20 protein-coding genes are annotated in these 24,575 nt (G+C 64.7%); 7 read left to right on the forward strand and 13 right to left on the reverse strand.

What is annotated here, in order from left to right:
• Positions 1–172: 172 nt before the first annotated feature.
• On the reverse strand, positions 173–703 hold the full coding sequence (locus BUB53_RS04915; RefSeq protein WP_073033365.1) for a hypothetical protein: 531 nt from the start codon (positions 701–703) through the stop codon (positions 173–175).
• 66 nt (positions 704–769) lie between these two features.
• Positions 770–2,434 carry an NAD+ synthase gene (locus BUB53_RS04920; protein WP_073033367.1) on the reverse strand — a complete coding sequence of 555 codons (1,665 nt, stop codon included), beginning with the start codon at positions 2,432–2,434 and terminating at the stop codon, positions 770–772.
• A 154-nt stretch (positions 2,435–2,588) separates the two neighbouring features.
• Between BUB53_RS04920 and BUB53_RS04925 the strand changes: the two genes are divergently transcribed.
• Positions 2,589–4,079: an MORN repeat-containing protein gene (locus BUB53_RS04925; RefSeq protein WP_073033369.1), complete on the forward strand. Its 1,491-nt coding sequence runs from the start codon at positions 2,589–2,591 to the stop codon at positions 4,077–4,079.
• 277 nt (positions 4,080–4,356) lie between these two features.
• Entirely contained in the window at positions 4,357–5,946 is a 1,590-nt protein-coding gene (locus BUB53_RS04930; protein ID WP_073033371.1) for a 2-isopropylmalate synthase, read from the forward strand.
• Positions 5,947–6,158: 212 nt separating this feature from the next.
• Here BUB53_RS04930 and BUB53_RS04935 read toward each other — a convergent pair whose 3' ends face one another.
• On the reverse strand, positions 6,159–8,066 hold the full coding sequence (locus tag BUB53_RS04935) for an acyl-CoA synthetase (protein ID WP_073033373.1): 1,908 nt from the start codon (positions 8,064–8,066) through the stop codon (positions 6,159–6,161).
• Positions 8,067–8,206: 140 nt separating this feature from the next.
• Positions 8,207–9,301, reverse strand: a complete 1,095-nt coding sequence (locus BUB53_RS04940; RefSeq protein WP_073033732.1) for a zinc ABC transporter substrate-binding protein — start codon at positions 9,299–9,301, stop codon at positions 8,207–8,209.
• A 90-nt stretch (positions 9,302–9,391) separates the two neighbouring features.
• Here BUB53_RS04940 and BUB53_RS04945 point away from each other — a divergent pair, with 90 nt between their 5' ends.
• From BUB53_RS04945 to BUB53_RS04960, 4 genes are all read left to right on the forward strand, one after another.
• Positions 9,392–9,871 (forward strand): transcriptional repressor, encoded by a 480-nt coding sequence (locus BUB53_RS04945; protein ID WP_073033375.1) that lies wholly within the window; start codon positions 9,392–9,394, stop codon positions 9,869–9,871.
• A complete protein-coding gene (locus BUB53_RS04950) occupies positions 9,868–10,635 on the forward strand; it encodes a metal ABC transporter ATP-binding protein (RefSeq protein ID WP_073033376.1) in 768 nt (255 codons plus the stop codon). The genes BUB53_RS04945 and BUB53_RS04950 overlap by 4 nt, the downstream gene beginning before the upstream one ends.
• Entirely contained in the window at positions 10,632–11,441 is an 810-nt protein-coding gene (locus BUB53_RS04955; RefSeq protein WP_073033378.1) for a metal ABC transporter permease, read from the forward strand. The genes BUB53_RS04950 and BUB53_RS04955 overlap by 4 nt, the downstream gene beginning before the upstream one ends.
• A 124-nt stretch (positions 11,442–11,565) precedes the next feature.
• Positions 11,566–12,588: an extracellular solute-binding protein gene (locus tag BUB53_RS04960; RefSeq protein ID WP_073033380.1), complete on the forward strand. Its 1,023-nt coding sequence runs from the start codon at positions 11,566–11,568 to the stop codon at positions 12,586–12,588.
• A gap of 129 nt (positions 12,589–12,717) precedes the next feature.
• On the opposite strand, the gene BUB53_RS04965 is transcribed toward BUB53_RS04960, so the two are convergent.
• From BUB53_RS04965 to capB, 7 genes are read right to left on the reverse strand one after another with little or no spacing between them, the layout of a single operon-like run.
• A complete protein-coding gene (locus BUB53_RS04965) occupies positions 12,718–13,890 on the reverse strand; it encodes an ABC transporter substrate-binding protein (protein ID WP_073033382.1) in 1,173 nt (390 codons plus the stop codon).
• Between the two features lie 20 nt (positions 13,891–13,910).
• Positions 13,911–14,975, reverse strand: coding sequence for a branched-chain amino acid ABC transporter permease (locus tag BUB53_RS04970; protein WP_073033392.1), 1,065 nt, complete (start codon positions 14,973–14,975; stop codon positions 13,911–13,913).
• Between the two features lie 3 nt (positions 14,976–14,978).
• Positions 14,979–15,893, reverse strand: coding sequence for a branched-chain amino acid ABC transporter permease (locus tag BUB53_RS04975; protein WP_073033394.1), 915 nt, complete (start codon positions 15,891–15,893; stop codon positions 14,979–14,981).
• On the reverse strand, positions 15,890–16,624 hold the full coding sequence (locus BUB53_RS04980; RefSeq protein WP_073033396.1) for an ABC transporter ATP-binding protein: 735 nt from the start codon (positions 16,622–16,624) through the stop codon (positions 15,890–15,892). Before BUB53_RS04980 ends, BUB53_RS04975 begins: the two co-directional genes overlap by 4 nt.
• The gene (locus BUB53_RS04985; protein WP_229709429.1) at positions 16,624–17,376 is read right to left on the reverse strand and encodes an ABC transporter ATP-binding protein; all 753 of its coding nucleotides are present in this window, start codon (positions 17,374–17,376) and stop codon (positions 16,624–16,626) included. The genes BUB53_RS04980 and BUB53_RS04985 overlap by 1 nt, the downstream gene beginning before the upstream one ends.
• Before the next feature lie 4 nt (positions 17,377–17,380).
• Entirely contained in the window at positions 17,381–19,501 is a 2,121-nt protein-coding gene (capA, locus tag BUB53_RS04990) for a caprolactamase subunit alpha (RefSeq protein ID WP_073033399.1), read from the reverse strand.
• Positions 19,502–19,526: 25 nt separating this feature from the next.
• Entirely contained in the window at positions 19,527–21,278 is a 1,752-nt protein-coding gene (capB, locus tag BUB53_RS04995; RefSeq protein ID WP_073033402.1) for a caprolactamase subunit beta, read from the reverse strand.
• A gap of 282 nt (positions 21,279–21,560) precedes the next feature.
• Between capB and BUB53_RS05000 the strand changes: the two genes are divergently transcribed.
• The gene (locus BUB53_RS05000; RefSeq protein WP_073033405.1) at positions 21,561–22,517 is read left to right on the forward strand and encodes an AraC-like ligand-binding domain-containing protein; all 957 of its coding nucleotides are present in this window, start codon (positions 21,561–21,563) and stop codon (positions 22,515–22,517) included.
• Between the two features lie 55 nt (positions 22,518–22,572).
• On the opposite strand, the gene BUB53_RS05005 is transcribed toward BUB53_RS05000, so the two are convergent.
• Together BUB53_RS05005 and buk are read right to left on the reverse strand one after the other, a co-directional pair.
• Positions 22,573–23,502 carry a phosphate acyltransferase gene (locus tag BUB53_RS05005; protein WP_159437760.1) on the reverse strand — a complete coding sequence of 310 codons (930 nt, stop codon included), beginning with the start codon at positions 23,500–23,502 and terminating at the stop codon, positions 22,573–22,575.
• Positions 23,469–24,572: a butyrate kinase gene (gene buk, locus BUB53_RS05010; protein WP_073033407.1), complete on the reverse strand. Its 1,104-nt coding sequence runs from the start codon at positions 24,570–24,572 to the stop codon at positions 23,469–23,471. Before buk ends, BUB53_RS05005 begins: the two co-directional genes overlap by 34 nt.
• Positions 24,573–24,575: the final 3 nt, after the last annotated feature.

Genomic DNA, 24,575 nt, shown 5'->3' on the forward strand with positions numbered 1-24,575 from the left:
ACCTGCGAAAAAAGGTCGCCGCGTTTACCCCGGCTTAACCCGATTACGGTTCACTGGCCGCAACACGCGAGAGACAACCAGCCAGAGACCGATGCAACCACGCGCCCCTCAGACAGACCCGCCCTCCCGACAGGCCGGCATGGATGACGATATGATCGGGATCTCCGACCCGTCATTCCAGCGGGGGCAGGTCGACGCGCCATTCGATGCGCACGGGCACCGGGGCGGCGCCCTCCGCCACGTTCGGCCCGGACGTATAGCCCGTCAGGCGCAGGACTTCGCCCGTCACGACGCCCGAACCGGTATCGCCCTCCATCGTGAACTCGGACAATTCGCCCGTGCCGCCATCGGCCCCCATGGCCAGCGGCGCGTCGTAGCCCCGATCGTCGAACAGTTCGGCAGACAAAAGCCTCATGTCCCCCATATGCTTTTGCAGCGTGACCTGAAGCATCGGACGATCCGGTTCGCCATCCTCGTCCACCGCCATCCCCAGGACGTTGATCGTCAGGAACTGGCCCATGATCATCTTCTGCCCGGCAGAGCCACGCTCTTTTTCGGTGTCGTAGGGAATCACCAGATCGAGCGTGTCACCGCCAATCTGCGCGGTCATGGTGCCCATGGCGATGTAGCGATCGGCCAGATCGGCGGCGGAGAGGGGCGTGGCATGCGCGACTGCGACCGGCGCGGGAAAGAAACGGGCCATTGGAAATCTGCCTCGGGTCGTGTCAATGGCGGGAGCGTAACGCTGGCTGACCTTCCGGCAAAACGGTCAGTCGCCGCTGTCGTCCCGCCAGCGATTGACGATGGGATAACGCCGGTCGAGCCAGAAGGCGCGTTTGGACAGGCGCGTGCCGGGGGCGGACTGAAAGCGTTTGTATTCCGAGATATAAAGCAGGTGTTCCACCCGTTTGGCATCGGCCCGGTCATAGCCGGCAGCGACGCAATCGGCGATGGAGCCGTCCCGATCGACGAGAATGTCGAGAATGCCATCCAGCACCTCATAGGGGGGCAGGCTGTCTTCGTCGCGCTGATCGGGGGCCAGTTCGGCGCTTGGCGGCCGGTCGATGATGCGCTGCGGGATGACCTGCCCCGCCGGCCCTTCCATCCAGTCGCGGTGATTGGCGTTGCGCCAGCGGCAAGTCTCGAACACGCGGGTTTTATACATGTCTTTCAGCGGGTTATACCCGCCCGACATATCGCCGTAGATGGTGGCGTAACCCACCGCGACCTCGGATTTGTTGCCCGTGGTCAAGAGCATCTCGCCGAACTTGTTGGAGATCGCCATGAGCAGCAGCCCGCGCAGGCGGGACTGGATGTTTTCCTCGGTCACGTCGGGTTTCGTACCCTCAAACAGCGGCGCAAGCGTGTCGGTGATCGCCTGCCGCCCCTGCGCGATGGGCACGAAATCGTACCGGCAGCCAAGGTTTTCGGCCAGCGCCCTGGCGTCTTCCAGAGAGGCGTCCGACGTGTATTCCGAGGGCAGCATCACGCAGCGCAGGTTGTCCGCGCCCAGCGCATCGGCGGCAACCGTGGCCACCAGCGCCGAATCGATCCCGCCGGAGAGGCCCAGCAGAACCTTGGAAAACCCCGCCTTGCGCAGATAATCGCGCAGGGCCAGCACCATGGCATGGTAATCCTGTTCGGTGGTCTCGGGGATCGGGGCCAGATCGCCCGCCTCGAAACGCCAGCCGCCGTCGGTGCGGATCAGGTCGAGATGCGCGATGTCTTCCTGCATCAGGGGCATTTGCAGGGCCAGTGCGCCCCCCGGATTGAGCGCGAACGTGCCCCCGTCGAACACCTGATCGTCCTGCCCGCCGACGAGATTGAGATAGATCAGCGGCAGGCCGGTTTCGACCACGCGGGCGACCATCAGTTGATGCCGGTACGAAACCTTGCTGTGGTAATAGGGCGAGCCGTTGGGGACCAGCAGGATCTCGGCCCCGGTTTCGGCCAGGGTTTCGGCAACATCCTCGAACCAACTGTCCTCGCAGATCGGGCTGCCGATGCGCAGACCGTCCACGGCATAGGGGCCGGTCACGTCGCCCGAGGCGTAGATGCGCTTTTCGTCGAATACGGTTTCGTTGGGCAGGTGGTGCTTGAACACCCGCGCGGCGATCCTGCCGCCCTGAAGGATGTAATAGGCGTTATAAAGCTCCACCCCTTCCAGCGCCGGGCCGCCGATGGCCAGCGCGGGCCCGTCGGCGCAGTCGCGCGCCAGCGCCTCGATTTCGGCGATGGCATCGGCCTGAAAGGCGGGCTTCATCACCAGGTCCTGGGTGTTGTAGCCGGTGATGAACATCTCGGGCAGGGCCACCAGATTGGCGCCGGCGGCGCGGCCCTCGGCCCAGGCCCTGCGCGCCAGCGCGGCGTTGCCTTTCAGATCGCCCATCGTGGGATTCAATTGCGCCAGGGTCAGGCGAAACCGGTCGGCCATGAGGTGCCTCTTGTTTGAATTTCAAGCCAGATTTAGCAGATCGTTGCGCGAGGGAAAGCCGATTTGGGCAAAACCCGTTGTCACTGCGGCGAGGCTCCACTAGATTTCACAGGCACCCGCAAAGGCGCGGGCAAGCCGGGGATCAGGGGCAGACATGAACGTTTCACTGGGCAGAATCATCCTTGTCGCCATCATGCTGGGCGGGGCCGCGCAGGCCCAGGACGACGAGGTCCGCACCAAGCAATACGACGATGGCGGCATTTACGAGGGCACGTTCCGCAACGGCCTGCAGCACGGCACCGGCACCTATACCCTGCCCAACGGGTACGAATATTCCGGTCAATGGGTCGATGGCGAGATTCGCGGCGAGGGCGTGGCGCGTTTCCCCAACGGATCGGTCTATGAGGGCGAGTTCGCCAAGGGCAAGCCCGAGGGCGTGGGCCGCATCGTTTTCGCCGATGGCGGTACCTATGAGGGCGAGTGGGTGGATGGCAAGATCACCGGCCAGGGCGTGGCCGTCTATGCCAACGGCGTGCGCTACGAGGGCGGGTTCCGCAACGCGATGCATCACGGCAAGGGCCGGATGGAAAGCCCCGGCGGCTATGTCTACGAGGGCGACTGGGTGAACGGCGTCAAGGAGGGCATGGCGAGCATCACCTATCCCGACGGCGCGGTCTATGAGGGCGAGGTGCTGCGCGGGGCGCGCCACGGTCAGGGCAAGCTGACCATGCCGGACGGGCTGATTTACGAGGGGCTCTGGAAAGAGGGCCAGATCGACGGCGAGGGCCGGCTGACCCAGCCCAATGGCGATGTCTACGAAGGTCAGCTCGTGGCCGGGCGCCGGGAAGGACAGGGCAAGGTCACCTATGAAAACGGCGATGTCTACGAAGGCCAGTTCACGGACGACCGCCGCCACGGGCAAGGCACGTTCACCGGCACCGATGGCTATCATTACGAAGGGTCGTGGGACGCCGGCAAGATTTCCGGTCAGGGCAAGGTGACTTATCCCGACGGCTCGGTTTACGAGGGGGAATTCCGCGACGACCTGGCCAATGGGCAGGGCGCGATCACCTATCCCGATGGCTCGACCTATGAGGGCGAATGGACCGGCGGCGTGATCGACGGACAGGGCAAGGCCACCTACCCCAACGGCGTGGTCTATGAAGGCGAGTTCGTGAATGCCCGCAACGAGGGCTTTGGCGTGATGACCTATGCCGATGGCTATCGCTACGAAGGGCAATGGCAGGACGGTCAGCGTCACGGCATGGGCACGGCGACCTATCCCGATGGCACGGTCTACGAGGGCCAGTTCCGGGAGGGTCAGCGCCATGGGCAGGGCAAGATCACCATGCCCGACGGGTTCGTCTATGACGGCGCGTGGGAAAACGGCGAAATCTCGGGGCAAGGCGTGGCCACCTACACCAATGGCGATGTCTACGAGGGCACCTTCCTGAACGGCAAGCGGCAGGGCGAGGGCACCATGCGCTATGCCACCGGGGAAGAGGCCAGCGGCACATGGGACAACGGCGCGCTGGCCGATCAGACCGAGGAGACCGCCCCGGCAGGGGACGACGGTGCAGCGGAAGATGCCACCCTCCCCGAGGACAGCCCGCAAGGCGAAAGCGGCGGCAGCGCGGCGGAATAGCCGCGCGCGGCCCTGTTCGCGCCCCCCGAACGATCCCGAATGGCCGGTATCCCAGCCCGAGGCGAAATTCGGGGGTTTTCAAGCGCGCGGCGCATTCCTATACTGCGCGCCATGACGAAGCAGACCCATATCGCGATTGTGCAAGCGCCCCGCCCCGCGGGTTGCGTTTCGGCTCTGCTACTCCTAAGCCGCCTCTGAGCGTGCCGTTCCGGCGCGACCGCTCAGAGGATGTGCCTGCTTTCGCGCCAATGGCTTAGGACAAAAAACGAGTTCCGACATGACTGATCAAACCAAAGACGTATCGCCCGAGGCGAACAAGGACCGCGTCGTCATTTTCGACACCACGTTGCGCGATGGCGAACAATCCCCCGGCGCGACCATGACTCACGAAGAGAAGCTGGAAATCGCCAGCCTGCTGGACGACATGGGCGTCGATATCATCGAGGCCGGGTTCCCCATCGCCTCCGAAGGCGATTTCCGCGCCGTTTCCGAGATTGCACAGCAATCGAAGGACGCCACGATCTGCGGGCTGGCGCGCGCCAATCTCAAGGATATCGACCGCTGCTGGGAGGCGATCAAACACGCCAATTCGCCGCGCATCCATACCTTTATCGGCACCTCGCCGCTGCATCGCGCCATTCCCAACCTGACGCAGGACGAAATGGCCGAGCGCATCCATGAAACGGTGACCCATGCGCGCAACCTCTGCGACAATGTGCAATGGTCGCCGATGGATGCGACGCGCACCGAGTGGGAGTACCTGAAACGGGTGGTCGAGATCGCCATCAAGGCGGGCGCCACCACGATCAACATCCCCGATACGGTGGGCTATACCGCCCCGGTCGAAAGCGCCGATCTGATCCGCCGCCTGATCGACGAGGTGCCCGGCGGCGACGAGGTGGTGTTCGCCACCCATTGCCATAACGATCTGGGCATGGCCACGGCCAACGCGCTGGCCGCCGTTGCGGGGGGTGCGCGCCAGATCGAATGCACGATCAACGGGTTGGGCGAGCGTGCGGGCAACACCGCGCTGGAAGAGGTGGTGATGGCCCTGAAGGTGCGGGGCGACATCATGCCGTTCTATACCGGGGTCGACAGCCGCAAGATCATGAATATCTCGCGCCGCGTGGCGACGGTGTCGGGCTTTCCGGTGCAGTACAACAAGGCGATCGTCGGCAAGAACGCCTTTGCCCATGAATCGGGCATCCATCAGGACGGGATGCTGAAAAACGCCGAAACCTTCGAGATCATGCGCCCAGAGGATGTGGGCCTGACCGAGACCAATATCGTCATGGGCAAGCATTCGGGCCGTGCCGCGCTGCGCTCGAAGCTGAAGGACCTGGGGTACGATCTGGCCGACAACCAGTTGAACGACATGTTCGTGCGGTTCAAGGATCTGGCCGACCGCAAGAAGGAAGTCTACGACGAAGACCTGATCGCGCTGATGCGCGCGGGCGAGGACGAGGCCAGCGACCGGCTGGTCGTGAAATCGCTGCGCGTGGTCTGCGGCACCGGCGGCCCCGCCGAGGCCGAACTGGTCATGACCATCGACGGTGTGGAAAAGACCGCAAAGCAATCGGGCGACGGCCCGGTGGACGCCACCTTCAGGGCGGTGCGCGAGTTGCACCCCAATGACGCGCATCTGTCGCTCTATCAGGTGCATGCGGTGACCGAAGGCACCGACGCGCAGGCCACGGTTTCGGTGCGTCTGGAGGAAGAGGGCAACATCGCCACCGGCCAGTCGGCGGATACCGATACGGTGGTCGCCTCGGCCAGGGCCTATGTGAACGCGCTGAACCGGCTGCTGGTGCGCCGTGGCCGCGTGGGCGAAAACCAGAAGGAAATCAGCTATAAGGACGTGAGCTGATCGCTTTCAAGCGGTGATGAAAACGCCCCGGCCCGCGAATGCGCGGCCGGGGTTTTTCTTTGTTCTGCGCCGTGTATTGGGGGCTCTGCCCCCGCCGCCCTTTGGGCGACTCCCCCGGGATATTTTGAGCAAGAAGAAGCAGCCAGGAACCGAATGCTTCTTAGCTAAAATCCTCCCGGAGGTCCGGGCGGGGGCCGGCCCGGTTCAGGAGGTCAGGCGGCCTCGGTTTCCGGGTTGTCGGCCCATTCCCAGGGGCGAGTGAACTGGCCGAGGACGTGGCCGAGTTGTTCTTCGTCGACCTCGCCGGTTTTTTCCAGTTGCGCGACGAGGCCGCGTTTCCTGGAATCGATCACGTGGCTGACACGGGCGGCGACGCCCGCCTCGTCCAGCGCGGCGTTGTAGATGCGGGTGATCGCCAGTTTGCGCAGGTCGGGTTTGAAGACCTTGCCCACCGCCGTCTTGGGCAGCTCGTCGAGGATTTCGACATGTTTGGGGATGGCCGCGCGCTCATGCACATGGGTCTTGCAATGGGTCATCAGGTCCTCGGCGGTGGCGGTGCCGCCCTCGACCAGTTCCACGTAAACGCAGGGCAGTTCACCGGAATAGGCGTCCGGCTGACCGATGGCGCCCGCGATGGCGACATCGTGATGCGCCATCAGCGCCTCTTCGATATCGGCGGGGTCGATGTTATGGCCGCCGCGGATGATCAGATCCTTGGCGCGGCCCGTGATCCAGAGATAGCCGTCGGGGTCGATCCGGCCCAGATCGCCGGTGCGCAGGTAGTTCTCGTGGAAATAGAGATCGGCGTTCTTGGCGGTTTCGGTATAGGTGTTGCCGGCATAGACGCCGGGATTGGAGATGCAGATTTCGCCCACCTCGTCCACGACGCATTCGACCGGCGCGCCGCTTTCGTCGGTCTTGTAGATGCGCACATCGGTATAGGGGAACGGCACCCCGACCGAGCCGACCTTTTTCTCGCCCTCGGGCGGGTTGCAGGACACGAGGCAGGTGGCCTCGGTCAGGCCGTAGCCTTCGATGACGGTCATGCCGGTGGCCGATTCGAAGCGGTTGAACAGTTCCAGCGGCATCGGGGCCGAGCCGGAAAAGGCGTTTTTCACCGTCGAGATATCGGCATTCACCTTGCGCTGCATCAGCGCCGACACGGCGGTGGGCACGGTGATGACGAAGGTGGTTTTCCAGCGTTCCAGCAGTTTCCAGAAATTGTCGATCACGCCGTCGCCGCGATAGCCCGCGGGCGTGGGAAACACCACATGCGCCCCGGATTTGATCATCGCCATCAGGATGACGTGGCAGGCGAAGACGTGAAACAGCGGCAGCGGGCACATCACGCTGTCATGTTCGGTGAACAGAAGCCGATGCCCCAGCCAGCCGTTATAGACCATGCCGGAATAGCGGTGCTGCGCCACCTTGGGCATGCCAGTGGTGCCGCCGGTGTGGAAATAGGCCGCCACACGATCCTGCCCGCCGTCCTCAAAACCGAGCGTGATCGGGTATTTGCTCATTTCCTTGTTGAAGCATTTGACATCGGCGTGGTGATTGCCGGGATTTTTGGGGCGGATCAGCGGGACGATCCAGCTTTTGGGCGGGCTGAGGTAACGGTTGAGGTCGATTTCCAGGACCGTGTGGACATGCGGGGCGTGGCGCACGGCCTCGGCGGTTTTCTGGGCGATGTCGGTTTTCGGGAACGCCTTGAGCGTGACCACGACGCGGGCGTCGGTTTCGCGCAGGATCGCGCCGATCTGTTCGGGTTCGAGCAGCGGGTTGATCGGGTTGACGATCCCGGCGATGGCCGCGCCAATGGTGACGATGGCGGTTTCCAGTGCATTGGGCAGGACCAGCGCGACAACGTCGGTTTCGCGAATCCTGAGATCGCGGAACATGTTGGCGGCGCGGCACACCTGTTCGTGGAACTGTTGCCAGGTCAGGGTGTGCGACGGATCGGTCGCCCCCGACAGCAGTTGATAGCTGATCGCGGGGCGGTCGGGGAAGGCCTCGACCGTGTCGCGCAGCATCTGGTAGAGCGTGGCGGGACGGCCGCGCGCCTCCCACGGCATTTCGTTCTGAATATCAAGCGCATCCTGCCGCGAGGCAAATGTCATTGCAGTCTCCTCCCGAAGAACGGCCCAAGGACGGGCCGTATCGTTCCCTGCCGATCACCATGGTCAGCTTTGGCGCGTCACGCAAGTTTGACGCTGCGTTTCGCACCAAATGCCACTCGAGGGAGAACTGCAACGGGGGATCAGCCCGGATCGGACAGGCAATCGGTCATCGCATCCGCCATATCGCGCAGGAGTGCCGGGTAGAGCCCCGGCCCCACCGGATGATCGAGGCCCAGCGGATCGAGTTGCCCGATGCGCAGATCGTCGGCGAAGACGTTTTCGAGGATCGCGGTGTTGAACTGCGGTTCGGCAAAGGCGCAGACGACATTTTCCTCGTCGACAAGGGCGCGCAGTTCGGCCAGGCGCGCCGGGCCGGGATCGGAGGCGTCGCTGAGCGAAACCGCCCCTGCCGCGGGGAGGCCGAAACGGGTTTCGAAATACTGGTAGGCGTCATGGAACACCAGGAAGGGGCGATCCCCGAGCGGCGCCAGTTGCGTGGCGATATCGCTGCTCAGCGCGGCGAGTTCGGCCTTGGCCTCTTCGGCATTGGCGGTGTAGAGCGCGGCATTTTCGGGGTCGAGTACGGACAGTTCCGCCGCGATCAGGCCCAGCCAGCGTTCGCCGTTCTGCGGATCGAGCCAGGCGTGCGGGTCGGTGCCGTCATGATCGTGGGCATGATCGTCATGGTCGTGGTCGTCATGCCCATCGTGATCGTCATGCCCATCGTGATCATGGTCGCTGTGTGCGTGGTCGTCATGCCCGTCGTGGTCATGATCGTGGTCGTGGTCGTCGTGCCCATCGTGGTCGTGATCGTCATGATCGTGCTCGTCATGCGCATGATCATCATGACCGTGACCGTGATCGTGATCGTGGGCCTCGAAGCGCGCGCCGGTGCGGGTGGGTAATGTGTGCGTTTCGGGGTTGTCCAGCAAGGTGATCACCGCCGCATCCCCGGCCAGCGTTTCGATCGCGTGCTCCATCCACGGGGTCAGGTCTGCCCCCAACCAGATCACCAGATCGGCCTGTTCCAGTGCGCGGGCTTCGGACGGGCGCATGGCGTAGCCGTGGGGCGACATGCCCGGGCGCACGATCACGTCGGCCTCCCCTGCCCCTTGCATGACGCGCGCCACGAGCGACTGGACCGGCGTGATGTCTGTGGCCACGCGCGGGGCCTCGGCCATGGCGGGCAGGCCACAGGACAGCAGGGCAACGAGGGAAAGGGATGGCAGGCGCATCGGAAGCTCCATGTAATAGTATAACATTCGGGCGCTTGATATATGTAACCATATAACATATCAAGCCGGAAATTCCGGGAGGCCCTCCGCATGGACGCGATAGGATTCGAACGCCACGATCATAGCAGTTGCATCCGCGCCGGTCTGGACGCGGTCGAGCAAAGCTGCGCCGAGCGCGGATTGCAGCTGACGCCGGTGCGCCGCCGGGTTCTGGAATTGCTGCTGGAAGGGCATCGCGCCATGGGCGCTTATGAAATTCTGGACATCCTGCGCAAAGAAGGCATGGGATCGCAGCCGCCGGTGGCCTATCGCGCGCTGGATTTCCTTGTGAGCCACGGCTTTGCCCACAAGATCGAGCGGCTGAACGCCTTTATCGCCTGCATGCATCCGGGCGAGGATCATACCCCCGCCTTTCTGATCTGCCGGGCCTGCGATGCGGTGGCCGAAGCCCATGCCGACCCTGCCCGCGGATTTCTGGGGCAAGCGGTGCGCGAGACCGGCTTTGTCGTCGAGCAGGCGGTGGTTGAGGCCGTGGGACTGTGCCCCCGCTGCGCCGGAACCCGCGCATGAGCCTGATCAGGACCGAAGGGCTGGGTGTGCAGATCGGCGGCACGCGCATTCTGGAGCATGTGGATTTCGCCATCGAGCGCGGCGAGATCGTCACCATCGTCGGCCCCAACGGGTCGGGGAAATCGACGCTGCTGCGCGCCATCATCGGCGCGGTCAAGCCGACCGAGGGCCGTGTCGGCCGCGCGCCGGGGCTGAAAATCGGGTATGTGCCGCAAAAGCTGCATATCGACCCGACCCTGCCGATGACGGTGGGGCGATTCCTGAACCTGCCGCAGCGCCATCCGCGCGCGGCCATTCGTAGTGCATTGGAGCGGGCCGGGCTGCCCGATCTGGCGGGGCGTCAGATGACCAACCTGTCGGGCGGTCAGTTCCAGCGGGTTCTGCTGGCGCGGGCGTTGATGAACACGCCCGACCTGCTGATTCTGGACGAAGCCACGCAGGGGCTGGATCAGCCGGGATCGGCGGCGTTCTATCAGCGGATCGAGGAGGTGCGCCAATCCATGGGCTGCGCGGTGCTGATGGTGAGCCACGATCTGCATGTGGTGATGAGCGCCAGCGACAGGGTGATCTGCCTGAACCGGCATATCTGCTGCGAGGGCCAGCCCGAGCACGTCGCGCAGGCCGAGGAATACCGCGCGCTGTTCGGCAGCGGAACCCATGGCGCGCTGGCGCTGTATCGGCATACGCACGATCATGCGCATGACGATGGCGAAGGTTGCACCCATTCCCACGACCACGACCGAGACCACGAGGCGGCGCAATGATGATGCTGGACGATTTCATGATGCGCGCGGCGCTGGCAGGGCTTGGCGTGGCGCTGGCTGCCGCGCCGCTGGGGTGTTTCGTGGTGTGGCGGCGGATGGCCTATTTCGGGGATGCCACCGCCCATGCGTCGATCCTCGGCGTGGCGCTGGCACTGGGCTTTGGCGTGTCGGTCTTTGCCGGGGCGCTGGTGGTGGCGCTGATCATGGCGGCGACGGTGTCCACCCTGTCGGGACGGGGCTATGCGATGGACACGCTGCTGGGGGTTCTGGCGCATTCGGCGCTGGCCTTCGGGCTGGTGGCGGTGTCGTTCCTGCAAGGGGTGCGGATCGACCTGATGGGATATCTGTTCGGGGATATCCTGGCGGTCGGGAAAACCGATCTGGCGGTGATCTGGGGCGGTGCGATCATCGTGGTGGGGCTGTTGGTATGGCGCTGGCAGGCGCTGTTGACGGCCACGCTGAACCCCGATCTGGCGCAGGCCAGCGGAATCGACCCGCGGCACGAGCAACTGGGCCTGACACTGGCGCTGGCCCTGGTGGTGGCGGTGGCGATCAAGGTGGTGGGCGTGTTGCTGATTGCGGCGATGCTGATCGTGCCCGCCGCCGCCGCACGCCCAATGGCCCACACGCCCGAGCGCATGGCGCTGATCGCCACGGTTCTGGCGGCGGGGGCGGCCATGGGCGGCTTGCCGGTGTCCTTTGCACTGGACACGCCGACGGGGCCGACCATCGTGTGCATCGCGGCGTTTATCTTTGCCCTGACCACCGGAGCCGCGGCCATCGGACGGGCCAGCGCGCGCGGGTGATCCGAGCTGACGGGAAGCTGGTGCGAAACCGGATAACGCCGGTCAATTTTCGTCTTGACTATTTTTGTCGGAAATAGGTAGGGGTACCCTATCAATTTCGTCAGAATAGAAGGATGAGTCTGACATGACAGTTTCAGCCCCCCGCAGCCTAATCGCGGCGCTTGCCCTTTCGGCCATGGCCGCACCGGCCCTTGCGCAGGAGGTCAACGTCTATTCCAGCCGTCACTACGATTCCGACGATGCGCTGTTCGACGAATTCACCAGCCGCACCGGGATCACCGTGAACCGGATCGAGGCCAACGCGGACGAGCTGATCGCGCGCATTCAGGCCGAGGGCGACAACAGCCCCGCCGACGTGCTGCTGACCGTGGATGTGGGCCGCGTGGGCCGCGCCGAGGAGGCAGGCATCCTGCAGGCGTTTTCCTCGGACGTGATCGAATCCCGCGTGCCGCCGCATCTGCGCGACCCCGAGAACCAGTGGTTCGGCGTGTCGCAGCGCGCGCGCATCATTTTCTACGCCAAGGACCGCGTGGAAAACCCGCCGCGCACCTATGAAGACCTGGCCGCCCCCGAGTGGAAGGGCAAGATCTGCATCCGTTCGTCCTCGAACGTCTACAACCAGTCTCTGCTGGCCTCGCTGATCGACGCGAATGGCGAAGACGCCGCCAGGGAATGGGCTGCCGGTGTGGTCGGTAACATGGCGCGCGCACCGCAGGGCGGCGACACCGACCAGCTGCGCGGCATCGTCTCGGGCGAGTGCGACGTGGCGGTGGCCAACCACTATTATTTCCTGCGCGGGTTCGAACAGAATGTCGATGGCCTGACCGACGGCATCGACAACATCGGTTTCGTCTGGCCCAACCAGAGCGGCCGGGGCGCGCATGTGAACCTGTCCACGGCGGCCAAGACGGCCAATGCGCCCAATGCGGAAGAAGCCGACAAGCTGCTCGAGTTCTTCACCTCCGAATTCGCGCAACAGCACTTTGCCGGGCAGAACAACGAATACCCCGCCGTCAGCGGCGTGGCGCTGGATGAAGACACCGCCCGTCTGGGCATGTTCATCCCCGACACCACCACCAGAACGGCGGTGTTCGGCGACAACGCGAAAACCGCGCAAACGATTTTCAACGAGGTAGGCTGGGACTGATCCCTCCCCACCCACAAGGTGACCCAACTGCCCCGCACTTCGGTGCGGGGTTTTTTCGTTTTTCCGACACGAAAGCCGCCCCGAAACAGGGGCGGCCAGGGCCGGACGGACCGGCGGGGAGACTTGCGATCAGCGCTTGAGCAGAACGTCCAGCGGCACCGGTTCGCTGATGGTCCAGCTGTCGGTGACCGCCGGTTTGGCGGCGGTGATTTCGACGATCTGCATTTGCGCATAGTTCTGGTGGTGCAGTTCGGGCGTGAAGGTGCGCGGGCCGAAGGCCGTCGGCTCGTCGCGCATCTTTTCAAGCTCGGCGGTCACGGCGGCGCCGTCGACACTGCCCGCACGTTCGACCGCCTTGGCCCAGAGGTCGATCAGGATATAGCCGGGATAGGCATAGGAACTGGCCGGGCGTGCGCCGGTGGCGGCCTCATACGCCTTGTTGAAGGCTTCGACCTCGGGGCGCGGATCGTCGCCATAGATCGAGCCCTGCACCGGCACGACAAAGCCCGACAGGTCGGGCGTGGCATCGAGCCAGTAGGACCCATCGACCGCCGAGCCGTTCAGGATCAGCGAGTCGATTCCGGCCGCCCGAAGCTGACGCACGGCGGAGGCCGCGCCGGGGATGACCGAGCACAGCATGATCACGTCGGGCTGTTCCGGCAGGCTCTTGATGCGGGTAATCTGGCTGGCGATCGAGGCGTCGTCGTTCTTGAAGGTGTCGCGCCCGACGATTTCGGCGCCGTCGAGGCGCGGGAACATCCAGTCGAAGCCCCGGCAGATACCCTTGTTGTATTCGATGATGGTATCGAGCAGCACATAGGCGCTGCGCGCCTCGCGTCTGGCGTGGCTCCATTCGGCCATCGTGGCCCCCTGCACCGCGGCCAGGACCGAGCCCGAGAAACTGTTGGGCCCGACGCCCTGAATACCGGCCTTCACGTCCTCGGCGCACAGGAAGAACGAATTCATGCCCTCGCTTTCGGCGGCCAGAGCGGCGGGTGCGCCGAAATCGTAGTCGCAGCTGACCACCATCATGTCTGCGCCGCCGTCGATCAGTTGCAGCCCCGCCTTGGCCGACTGGGCGCGGTCGGTCTTGGTGTCGGCCTCGATCCACTTGATCTGCTGGCCGAGCAGACCGCCATTCGCGTTGATCTCGTCGATGCGGATGCGCGCGGCGGTGGCGGCGGGGGTGTCATAGGCTTCGAGCCAGCCGGATTTCGCGGTGGCGAAGCCGATGGTGATGTCTTCGGCGACGGCGGGCAGGCCCGGCACTGCCAGGACGGCAGCGAATAGCAGGTGTTTCATTGGGTTCTCCTTGGTTGGACTTAGTTGGTTTTGATTTGATTGCGCGGGGCCGGTTTGGGCCACGCGGGCCGGGCAAGGCGGAATTCCCGCCCGCCCGTCAGCCCCGAAGGGCGCAGGATCAGCACGAGGATCATCACCACGCCGATGGCGATTTCCTGTGTGCCGCCCGGCAGGGCGAAGGTGGCCGCGCCGATGCCGACCCCCTGTTCGCCACGCACCAGAAGTTCGATGAGGATCGACAGGGCCAGCACCCCGGTGACGGCACCCGACAGGCTGCCGATACCGCCCACCACCAGCATCGCGAGCGAGATGAAGGTGATCCCGAGGTAGAAATTGTCGGGGTTGAGGACGCCGATGTAATGCCCCAGAAGCGCCCCGGACACGCCGGTGAAAAAGCCCGAGATCACCAGCGACAACAGCCGGTGGCGATACATGTCGATCCCCGAGGCACGCGCGGCGATCTCATCCTCGCGGGTGGCGCGCAGGGCGAGGCCCGATCCGGAATTGGCATAGACATTGGCCACGACGATGGCGGCCACGGCCCAGGCCAGCGCGACCCACTGATCGACATAGCGCTCCAGCCCCACCACCGAGGAGGTCGCGCCGGTCACACCCTCCCAGTTCGAATAAACGGTGTTGACGATGGCCAGAAAGGCGAAGCTCGCGATCGAGGCGGCGATGCCCGTCAGGCGCAGGATCGCCGCGCCGGACAGCAGCGCCACCAGCGCCGCGAGCCCGCCCGAGGCCAGCGCGGCGGGCAGCATCGGCCATTCGGCCCCGGCCAGCCATGCCGGGAGATCGGGCAGGAACAGCGCCTTCATCTGCGGCTTGAGCGTGAGCCATGCCGAGCAATAGGCCCCGATAGCCATATAGCCCGCATGGCCAAAGCTGATCACGCCGGAATTGCCGGCGAAAATCCACAAGCCCACCACCAGCACCACCCGGATCAGGGTTTCGGCGGCCATGCGCGCCAGGGCCTTGTCGCCGAACAGCGTGACCGCGACGACCAGCGCCAGCAGGATGGCCGAGAGAATCAATGGCGTGGAATAGGCCAGCAGGCGGGTACGGGCGTGTTTGTTCATCATCGGTCAGACCCTCGGTTTGGCGGAATTCGGAACGAACAGCCCCTGCGGACGCACCAGCAGGCTGACGATCACCAGCGTGTAGAGAAACGCATCGCGGAACGGGCGCGCATCGAGCGGCAGGAACGCCTGCAACAGGACTGAGGCCGCACCGATCAGGAACCCGGCGGCCACCGCCCCCGGCAGCGATCCCAGCCCGCCGATCACGGTGGCGATAAAGGCCACCAGCATGATGTGCCCGCCCATGCGCACGTCGGCCACGCCGGTCTGGGTGACCATGATCAGCGCCACGGCAGCGGCGAGCGCGCCGGACAGGGCAAAGGCCCCGGTGATCACCACGTTGGCGCGCACGCCCAGCAGGCGGGCCATGGTGAAGTTTTCCGCCGCGGCGCGCATTTCCAGCCCGATACGGGTTTTCCGGAGCAGCGCCGCCAGCCCTGTCACCACCGCCAGCGTCGTCAGGATCACGATCAGTTGCAGCAGCGGCACGCTGGCCCCGGCGATGTCGATCGGGGTGTTCAGCTCCGGCCAGAGGCTGATCGCCTTGGGCCGCCCGCCATACACCGCCAGCAGGGCGTTCTGGATGATGAAGCCGAGGGCGAAGGACGAGATCATCATCGCCACCGGGCTGGCCTTGCGCATGTGGCGGAACACCACGTATTCCGACGCCATCGCCACCAGCGCACCGATCGTCAGGATCAGCGGAATCAGCAGCAGCGCCGGGGCCTTGCCCAGAAACATCACCGCAGCCGCATCGGTGGACGGCACGATCAGGGCGAAGACGCAGAAGGCGATGTATTCGCCATGTGCGAAGTTCACGAGGTTCATCACGCCGAAGATCAGGGCGATACCGAGCGCGGCCATCGCATAGATCCCACCAAGCGCGGCGGCGTCGAAGAAAAGCTGTGCGAGGGATGTCATTGCGCGGCCTCCGTTTCAGGTTTTCCGAAATAGGCCTCGGTCAGGGCTTCTCGGTCGGCGAAATCGGCAGCGTCGCCGCCGCCCACCACCGCGCCGCCGCGCATCAGAATCATCCTCCCGCCGACGCGGGCCGCGCGAAGCGAACTTTGTTCGACGATCAGCAGGGTCAGGCCGCGTTCCTCCTGCAACCCGATCAGGGTGTCATAGACCTGATCCACCACCTTGGGGGCCAGCCCCAACGAGGGCTCGTCGACCATCATCAGCTTGGGGTTGGTCATCAGCGCGCGCCCGATGGCCAGCATCTGTTGCTGCCCGCCCGAAAGCGCCCCCGCCGAGGCATGGCGGCGGTCGCCGAGGATCGGGAACGCCTCGTAGATCTCCTCGATATCCGATTGCACGGCATCGAGGTCGCGGCGCAGGCCGGTGCCCACGCACAGGTTTTCCTGAACCGTCAGGCTGCCGAAGATGTCGCGCCCCTCGGGGACCATCGACAGGCCAAGCCGGGCGATGCTTTCCGGGGTGCGCCCGGTCAGAAGCGCGCCGTCCATTTCGATCCGGCCGTGGCTTGTGGCCACCGATCCGCAGATCGCCCCCAGCAGCGAGGATTTCCCCGCCCCGTTCGGCCCCGAGATGAACACCCGCTCGCCCTCGGAGACGGTCAGGGACACATCGTTGAGCGCGGGCACCTTGCCATAGCGCACGGATAGGTCGAATACGCCGAGCTTGGACATTACGCAGCCTCCTGATCGGCGCCGAAATAGGCATCGCGCACGGCGCGGCTGGCGGTGATCACGCCCCGGTCGCCCTCTTCGATGATCTGCCCGGCATCCAGCACATAGACATGGTCCGAGACCGACAGGACCAGCCCGACATTGTGTTCGATCAGCAGAACGCCGGTGCCCAGGTCGCTGGCCACGCGGTTGATCAGCGCGGCCAGATCGGCGGCTTCGGTTTCGGACATTCCGGCGGCGGGTTCGTCGAGCAGCAGGAACTGCGGGGCGAACATCAGCGCGCGGGCGATGCCCACGCGCCGCTCGTCGGTATAGGGCAGACCGGCGGCGGGGACCTCGGCCAGATGGGGCACGCCCATCCAGTCCAGCAGGCGCATCGCCTCGACCTCGGAGGCATGGCGCGAATGGCCCAGCCCCACGCCCGTCACCGCGAGGTTGTCGAGCACGTCGAACCCGGTGAACAGCCGCCCGGCCTGAAAGGTGCGGGCAATGCCCGCACGCCGCAGGTCATGTGCCGACAGCACACCGACATCGCGCCGGCCCAGTGTCACCTGCCCCCCGGTCGGGGCCTGAAACCCGGTCAGCACGTTGACCATGGTGGTCTTGCCCGCGCCGTTGGGGCCGATCAGCCCGTGAACGGCCCCCGGTGTGATCGAGAGGGTGACATCGGTCAGCGCCCTGAAGCCGCCGAAGGCCACCGTCACCCCGGACGCGTCCAGAGAGACCTGTCGGATATCGGTCTGCTGTGCCACGGCCCTATGCCTCGGCCAGGGCTTTTTCGGGCGCGGCGCCGCTGGCGTCCTGCGCGACGGTCAGCACATATGTGCCGGTCTCGTGCAGGGTGACGCTCCAGCCCGGTTCGACGGCGATGGTGGTGGTCACCTCTTCGATCACCGCGGGCCCTTGCAGGGTATCCCCCGCGCCAAGCACCGAGCCGTCATAGACCGGCGTGGCGCGGGCCGCGCCATCGGCATCCCAGACCATGTCGCGCCGGCCTTTCAGGGCCGCCTCGGCCCCCTTGCCCGGCGCGATCTTCATGCGCGAGGGCTTGGCCACATGGCCGTTGATGGTGCTTTCGACATTCACCACCTCGACGGCGTTGTGCGGCTCGTCATAGGTGTAAAGCTCCTTGTGGCGGGCGTGGAAGGCCTCCTTGATCTTTTCAAGCGAGGTTTCGGTCACCTCGAAGGGGCTGATTTCGACCGTGCATTCATGCACCTGCCCGACATAGCGCATGTCCAGCGAGCGGCGGATCGAGATATCGCTTTCGGCGAACCCGTCGCCTTTCAGGTCGGCGCGACCGCGCTCTTCGAGCCCGTTGAACAGACCGTCGAGGCGTTTGGCCGCCTCGGCCCCCTCAAGGCGCAGCGGCGCAGGAGCCATGTAGTTGTAGCGCACATCCGAGATGATCTGGCCATACGCGCACAGCCCCGAGGCCAGCTTGGAGATCAGCACCTTGGAAATACCCATCTCACGCGCCAGCGCGGTGATATGCGCGCCGGTGGCCCCGCCCGCGCCCATCAGCACGAAGTCGCGCGGATCGTAGCCGCGTTCGACCGACACGCGGCGGATACCGTTGACCATGTTGTTGTTGACGATGGTGAACATGCCATAGGCGGCCTTTTCCACCGAGATTCCCAGCGGATCGGCCAATTTGGCCTTGATCGCGGCGCGGGCCTTGTCCACGTCCAGCGGCAGGCGGCCCCCCACCAGACCGTCGGAATTGAGATAGCCGAGCGTCAGGTTGGCGTCGGTGGTGGTGGGATTTTCTCCCCCCTGCCCGTAACAGGCCGGGCCGGGCTCGGAGCCCGCCGATTGCGGCCCCATCTGCATCAGGCCCATTTCGTCGATCCAGCCGATCGAGCCGCCGCCCGCGCCCAGTGTTTCCACCTGGATCATCGGGATGCCGATGCGATAGCGCAGGAAGTCGATGTTCTTGTTGACGTTGGCCTGCCCATCCTTCGTGAGCGTGATGTCAAAGGACGTGCCGCCCATATCGACGGTGATGATATTCTTGTCGCCCCAGGGTTCGGCCACGTCCAGCGCTGCCTGCGGGGCTGAGGCCGGGCCGGAATTGATGGCATAGACCGACTGATCCGACACCACCTTGCCCAGCGCCAGACCGCCATTCGACTGGAAGTAACGCACCGGATGTTTTGAGCCCAGTTCGCGGAAATAGGCGTCGATCGCTTCGACATAGCGTTGCAGGATCGGGGCCAGATAGGCGTTGACCACCGCCGTCGAGGTCCGGGTGTATTCGCGCACCTGCGGATAAAGCTGGCTGCCGATGGTCAGGCGCACACCGGGCATCATTTCGCGCACGATCTCGGCGGCGCGGTTTTCGTGTTCGGGGTGCAGCACCGACCAGACGAAGGAGATCGCGACCGATTCGACACCCTCGGCGATGAAATATTTGCACGCCTCGCGCACCTGATCCTCGTTCAGGGCGGTGCGCACCGAGCCGTCGGACAGCACGCGTTCCTCGATGCCCTTGCGCAGGTGGCGCGGCACCAGCATCGTGGCGGGCGGATAGTCGGGATCGTAGCGATACCCGTCTTCCTTGTGGCCAAGGCGGATTTCGATGGAATCCTCGTGGCCGCTGGTGGCGATCAGGCCGGTTTTGGCCCCGTTATGGGTGATCAGCGCGTTGAGGCCGACGGTTGTCCCGTTGATGCACAGATCGGCGTTCGACACGATCTCCTGTGCCGAAATGCCGGTTTCGTCGGCGATCAGCGCCAGACCGTTCATGATGGCCTTGGTGGGCTCGTTCGGGGTGGAGAGAACCTTGAAGATCTGAACCCCGCCGTCCTTGTCGGCCAGAATGAAATCGGTGAACGTGCCGCCGGCATCTATGCCAAGACGATATTTGCTACGCATGGTCTTTTCCTTTCCTGTCGTGGGCTTACGCGGCTGAGCGCGCTTTGGCGGTGGCGGCTTCGTCGACGGTCAGAGCCTCCGCATCGGCGATGATCACGCCGTAATCCAGTTTCGCGCCTTCGATGCTGACCAGGCCGTTGCGGATGTCTTCGACCACCTTGCGCGGATCGCGCTCGAACGGGTTGCCGAAGCCGCCGCCGCCGGGATTCTTGTTGGCGGCGCGTTCGCCGGGGTTGATGGTTTCGATCACGTTGTCGGTGATGACCTCGGTCTGGCCGTTGCGGGTGACTTCGAGCCGGCCGACCTTGGGGGCGATCATGGTGGATTTCGCCCCGCCCGCGCCCATTGCCGGGATGCGGCGGCCTTCGCCGAAGGTGACCAGCGTCATCGGCTGATCCAGTGGTTCCACCTCCCAGCAGGCGCCCGATCCGCCGCGGAACTTTCCGGCCCCGCCGCTGTCGGTCATCATGGAATAACGGTGGATGATGATCGGGTAGGAATGTTCCAGCATCTCGATATCGCCCGAGGTCAGCGCACCGAAACAGCATTCCGGCCCGCGCACATGCCAGCCGTCCTGGCTGGCCGTGGCCCCTGCCCCCGAGATGATAGAGGCCAGAACCATCGTGACGTATTCCTCGTCATGGCGGGTGTCCCAGCCGGCGATGTTGCAGCCATTGGCATGGCCCCAACTGGCCGACACCTTGTCGGGCGCGGCCTGTTCGAATGCCAGGCGCACGGCATCGGTGAGGGTTTCCATCGGCGTCGTGGTACAATTGGCGTGCGGCGCGGGGGGCTTGGCGTTGCACAGGGTGCCGCGCGGGCCCATATCGACCGTCACATTCCGGTACAGCCCTTCGTTATAGGGCGGCGGAAGCTGGGCGAACATCATCAGGCCGAGATAAACCCCGGAATAGCTGTTGCCCTCGTAAGAATTGATGAAATAGGGAATTTGCGGCGGGCTTTCGATCTCGATATGGCAGCTTTCGCCCTTGATCGTGACGGTTGCGGTGATGTCGAAATCGCCGAACCCGTGGCCTGCATCCTCGAGCACGGCGGTGCCGCTGTAGGTGCCGTCGGGCACCTTGGCGATCAGGCTGTCCATATGCTTGTTGGCCATGTCCAGCAGCACCTCGATGCAATCCTGCACCGTTTCCTTGCCGTATTTGTCCAGAAGCGCCGTCAGGTTGCGCGCCCCCACCTGACAGGCCCCGATCAGGGCGTTGAAGTCGCCTTCCTGATCGCGGCGGGCGCGCATGTTGGTCAGGAGCATGTTCAGGATGTCGTTGCGCGGCTCGCCCCTGTCCCAGATCTTGATCGGTGGAATGCGCAGGCCCTCGGCAAAGATTTCCTTGGCCTCGGGATTGTAGCCTGCGGGAACCGGGCCGCCGATGTCGGTCAGGTGGCCCTTGCACACCGTCCAGAACACCAGTTCGCCCTCGTAGAACACGGGGTAATACATGCAGGTGTCGATGATGTGGCTGCCCGCATAATCGGGGTCGTTGTGCAGGATCAGGTCGCCTTCGTTGATGTCGCCATCGAAAAACCCGTCGACCGCCTTCATCGCCGGAATGAGCGAGCCGAGGTGAATCGGAATGTCCTGCCCTTGCAGGATCATCTCGGGCGTGTGGTTGAACAGCGCCGTGGAATAATCATGCGCGAGATTAAAAACCGAGCTGCGTGCGGTTTTTTCAAGCGCCAGCGTCATCTCGCGCTGTGTGGTTTCCAGCACGCCGCGCACCACGGAAAGCGTGATCGGATCGACATTTTTCTGTGACATATGAGTTGTCCTTTGCATGGGGTGCAAAAAGCCCGCTGACTCTGGACAAGACGCTTGTTTTCTTGCCGAAGCCGGCGCGCTCCTCCTGCACGTCGAATTCATGACACGCAGCATTGCGCGGCCCGGCGCACCGGTCTTGACGCCCGGCGCAGAACAATTTGACGCCACGCGCAGAACGGTTTGACGCTGAGCGCAAGAATGCTTGACCCTCAGTGCAGGCCCGTGAAATTTCCTTTGTGTTTGAGGGATGTGGTTGTAATTTTCCTAAATGGAGGCAGAGAGATGACCGCAGCGTTCAAGTTCTCGACCGGACAATCCGCGTTTCAGGACCGATCCAGCCAGTGGAACGCGGTGATCTCGGACGCCTATTTTCCGCTGGAATTGCAGTTTCAGAACCCGTTCCAGTTCAACGGGCGGCTCAGCCGCATGTCGCTTGGGCATGTCGGGTTGTCGCGGCTCACCTCGGACCCGGTGAATTACGAACGGCGGCCGACGCATATTCGCGAGGCGCGGGAAGAGGATTACCTGGTCACCCTGCCGCGTGCGAGTTCGGTGGAATTCCGGCAGTTGGGCAAGGACGTGCGCTGCGATCCCGGTGGGCTGATCATCGAGCGCGGCGACGAACCCTATCGCTTCATGTATCAAAAACCCAATGATCTCTATGTGTTGAAGGTCAGCCGCCGGGCGCTGTCGGAGCGTGTGCGCAACCCAGACAGGTTTTGCGCGCAGGTGATAGATGCGACCTCGGGGACCGCCGGGTTGTTTGCGGCGATGGTCAATCAGGCGCAGAGCCGGATCGACCAGCTTGGCGGTCCGGCGGCGGAAACCGTGGGGCGGCAATTGCTGGAACTGCTGGGGCTGGCGCTGGACGAAGCGACGGGAGGAACGCCCGGCGATGTGTCGAGCGTGCGCGCGGCGCATCTGGCGCGGGTCGAGCGATTTATCCGCGACCACCTGAAAGACCCGGCGCTGTCGCCTGATCTGATCGCACAAGGTTGTGGAATTTCAAAGCGTTACCTGCATGACCTGTTCAAGGATGTGAACGGCACCGTCAGCCAGCAGATCCGCGACCAGCGGCTGACGGTGGCGCGTGACCGTCTGGCGGCGTCGCGCGGAATGACCATTGCCGAGGTCGCCTATCGCTTCGGATTTGCCGATCAGGCGCAGTTTTCGCGGCTGTTCAAGGCCCGGTTCGGGATCACCCCGTCCGAATTTCAGCGCGACCCTGCGATCCGCTGACCTTTCGTACAAAACGTACGTTTTACCCCATTGTTTCGTACGAAACCCGGTGCGCTCAGGCTCCGGTGAGCGCGGCGATGGCCAGCAACAGGCCGTTGATCCGGTTTCCCGGCCCGTCCGAGCGGGAATTGAGCAACACCGGCACCCGTGCCCCCATCACCAGCGATCCGGTTTCGGCCTGCCCGTGGAACTTCCACGATTTGGCGACGGCATTCGCCGCGTCGATGGTGGAAAACAGCAGCAGGTCGGCCACCCCGGCGGCGGGCCTGTCGTGCAGGGCCTTGATCCGTGCAGCCTGTGGTGACACCGCCACATCATAGCCGAACGGCCCGCCGACGACGAACCCCGCCAGGGGTTCCTGCGCAAGGGCCTGGGCGTCTCGCGTGGCGGGCAGCGTATCCGAGGCTTTCTCGGTGGCGCAGACGGCGGCGACATGCACCGGGTCGATCCCCAGCCCGCGAAACAGCGGGGCGGTGTTGAGGATGATCGCGCGTTTCTGCTCCAGCGTGGGGGCCGGCAGGATGCCGTTATCGGTGGCCGCGATCAGGCGCGGCAGCGAGGGCATGTGCGCCACGGTGACATTCGACAGGACACCCGAGCCACGCAAGCCGGTGTCGCGGTCCACGACAGCCCGCAGGTAGCTGGTGCTGTCGGTTTCCCCCTTCATCAGGATATCGGCCTGCCCGCTGCGCACTGCGCCGACGGCGGCGCGGGCGCAGTCGGCGGGGCTGTGCGCGTCGATCGCATCGAGATGCCGGCCTGTGCCCGAGGGGGCTGAGGCGCGGATCGCGGCGGCATCGCCGGTCAGGATAGCGTGGGAGACGAAACCGTCTTCGATCATGCAGGTGACGGCGAGCAGTACGTTGGGGTCTTCACCACCCGCGATGGCGATGCGGACCGGACCATGAGCGCGGGCGATGTCGCGCAGGTCGTCAAAGCTACGGGCGGGCATCAGGCCACCTGCCGGGGCGGCGTGACGGGCCATGTGAGCGGCGCCTCCTGCCCCGCCAGCACCCGCGCCGCGCCCTGCGCCAGCGCGAGACATTCGTCAGACCCCGGATAGACATGCAGCGGCGCAAGCGCACGGGTGCGGGCGCGCAGTGTATCGGCGACGCGGGCGCTGTGGGCTAGGCCGCCGGTCAGAACGATGGCGTCGAGATCGAAACCGGCCACGGCGGCCATGGCGCCGATGGCCTTGCCCACCTGATAGAGCATTGCGTCATGGATCAGGCGGGCGCGCTGGTTGCCGTCTTCGATCATCTTTTCGACGCGGCGCATGTCCCTTGTGCCGAGATAACCATAGACGCCGCCCTGCCCGTAGAGGCGTTTCAGAAGCGCCTCTTTGGAATACTTGCCCGAGTAGCACAGGTCGATCAGCGGCAGGGGCGGCAGGCCGCCCGCACGTTCGGGGGTGAAGGGGGAGATTTCCATTCGGTTGGAACTGTCCACCAACCGCCCGCCCAGAAGCGCCGCGATGGAAAACCCCGCGCCCAGATGGGCGACGACGGCGCATATCTCGTCAAAGGGTTTGTCCAGATCGGCGGCCAGACGCCGCCCGCAGGCCCGGATGTTCAGCGCATGCACGAAGGAAAAGCGCGGCAGGTCTTCGACGCCGGACAGGCGCGCGACGGGGGGCAGTTCATCGACGCTGACCGGATCGACCACGTAGGACGGCACGTCATGGGCCTGCGCGATGCGATGGGCGAGCGGCGCGCCGAGATTGCTGGCGTGGTGATAGACCGGGCGATGCAGGGCGAAATCGACCAGCGCGTCATTCACCGCGATCACACCCGAGGGCACCGGCGTCAGCATCCCGCCGCGCCCGGCGCAGGCCACGAGGCGGCGCGCGCCAAGATGGCGATCAAGGAACCCGGCCACGTGACCGGCCCGGAAGTCAAGCTGATCGGCGATGGAGGAAAACCGGGCCATGACGGTATCGTCATGGTCCAGCACCTCTTCGGCCAGCGGCGTGACCTGCGCGCCGTTCACGGCGAAAAGCGCGCAGCGGGTCGTGGTGGTGCCGGGGTTGATCGACAGGATGGCGGGATCGGTCATCGG

It is taken from the genome of Roseovarius pacificus, from assembly GCF_900142665.1.
Classification (GTDB): Bacteria; Pseudomonadota; Alphaproteobacteria; order Rhodobacterales; family Rhodobacteraceae; genus Roseovarius; species Roseovarius pacificus.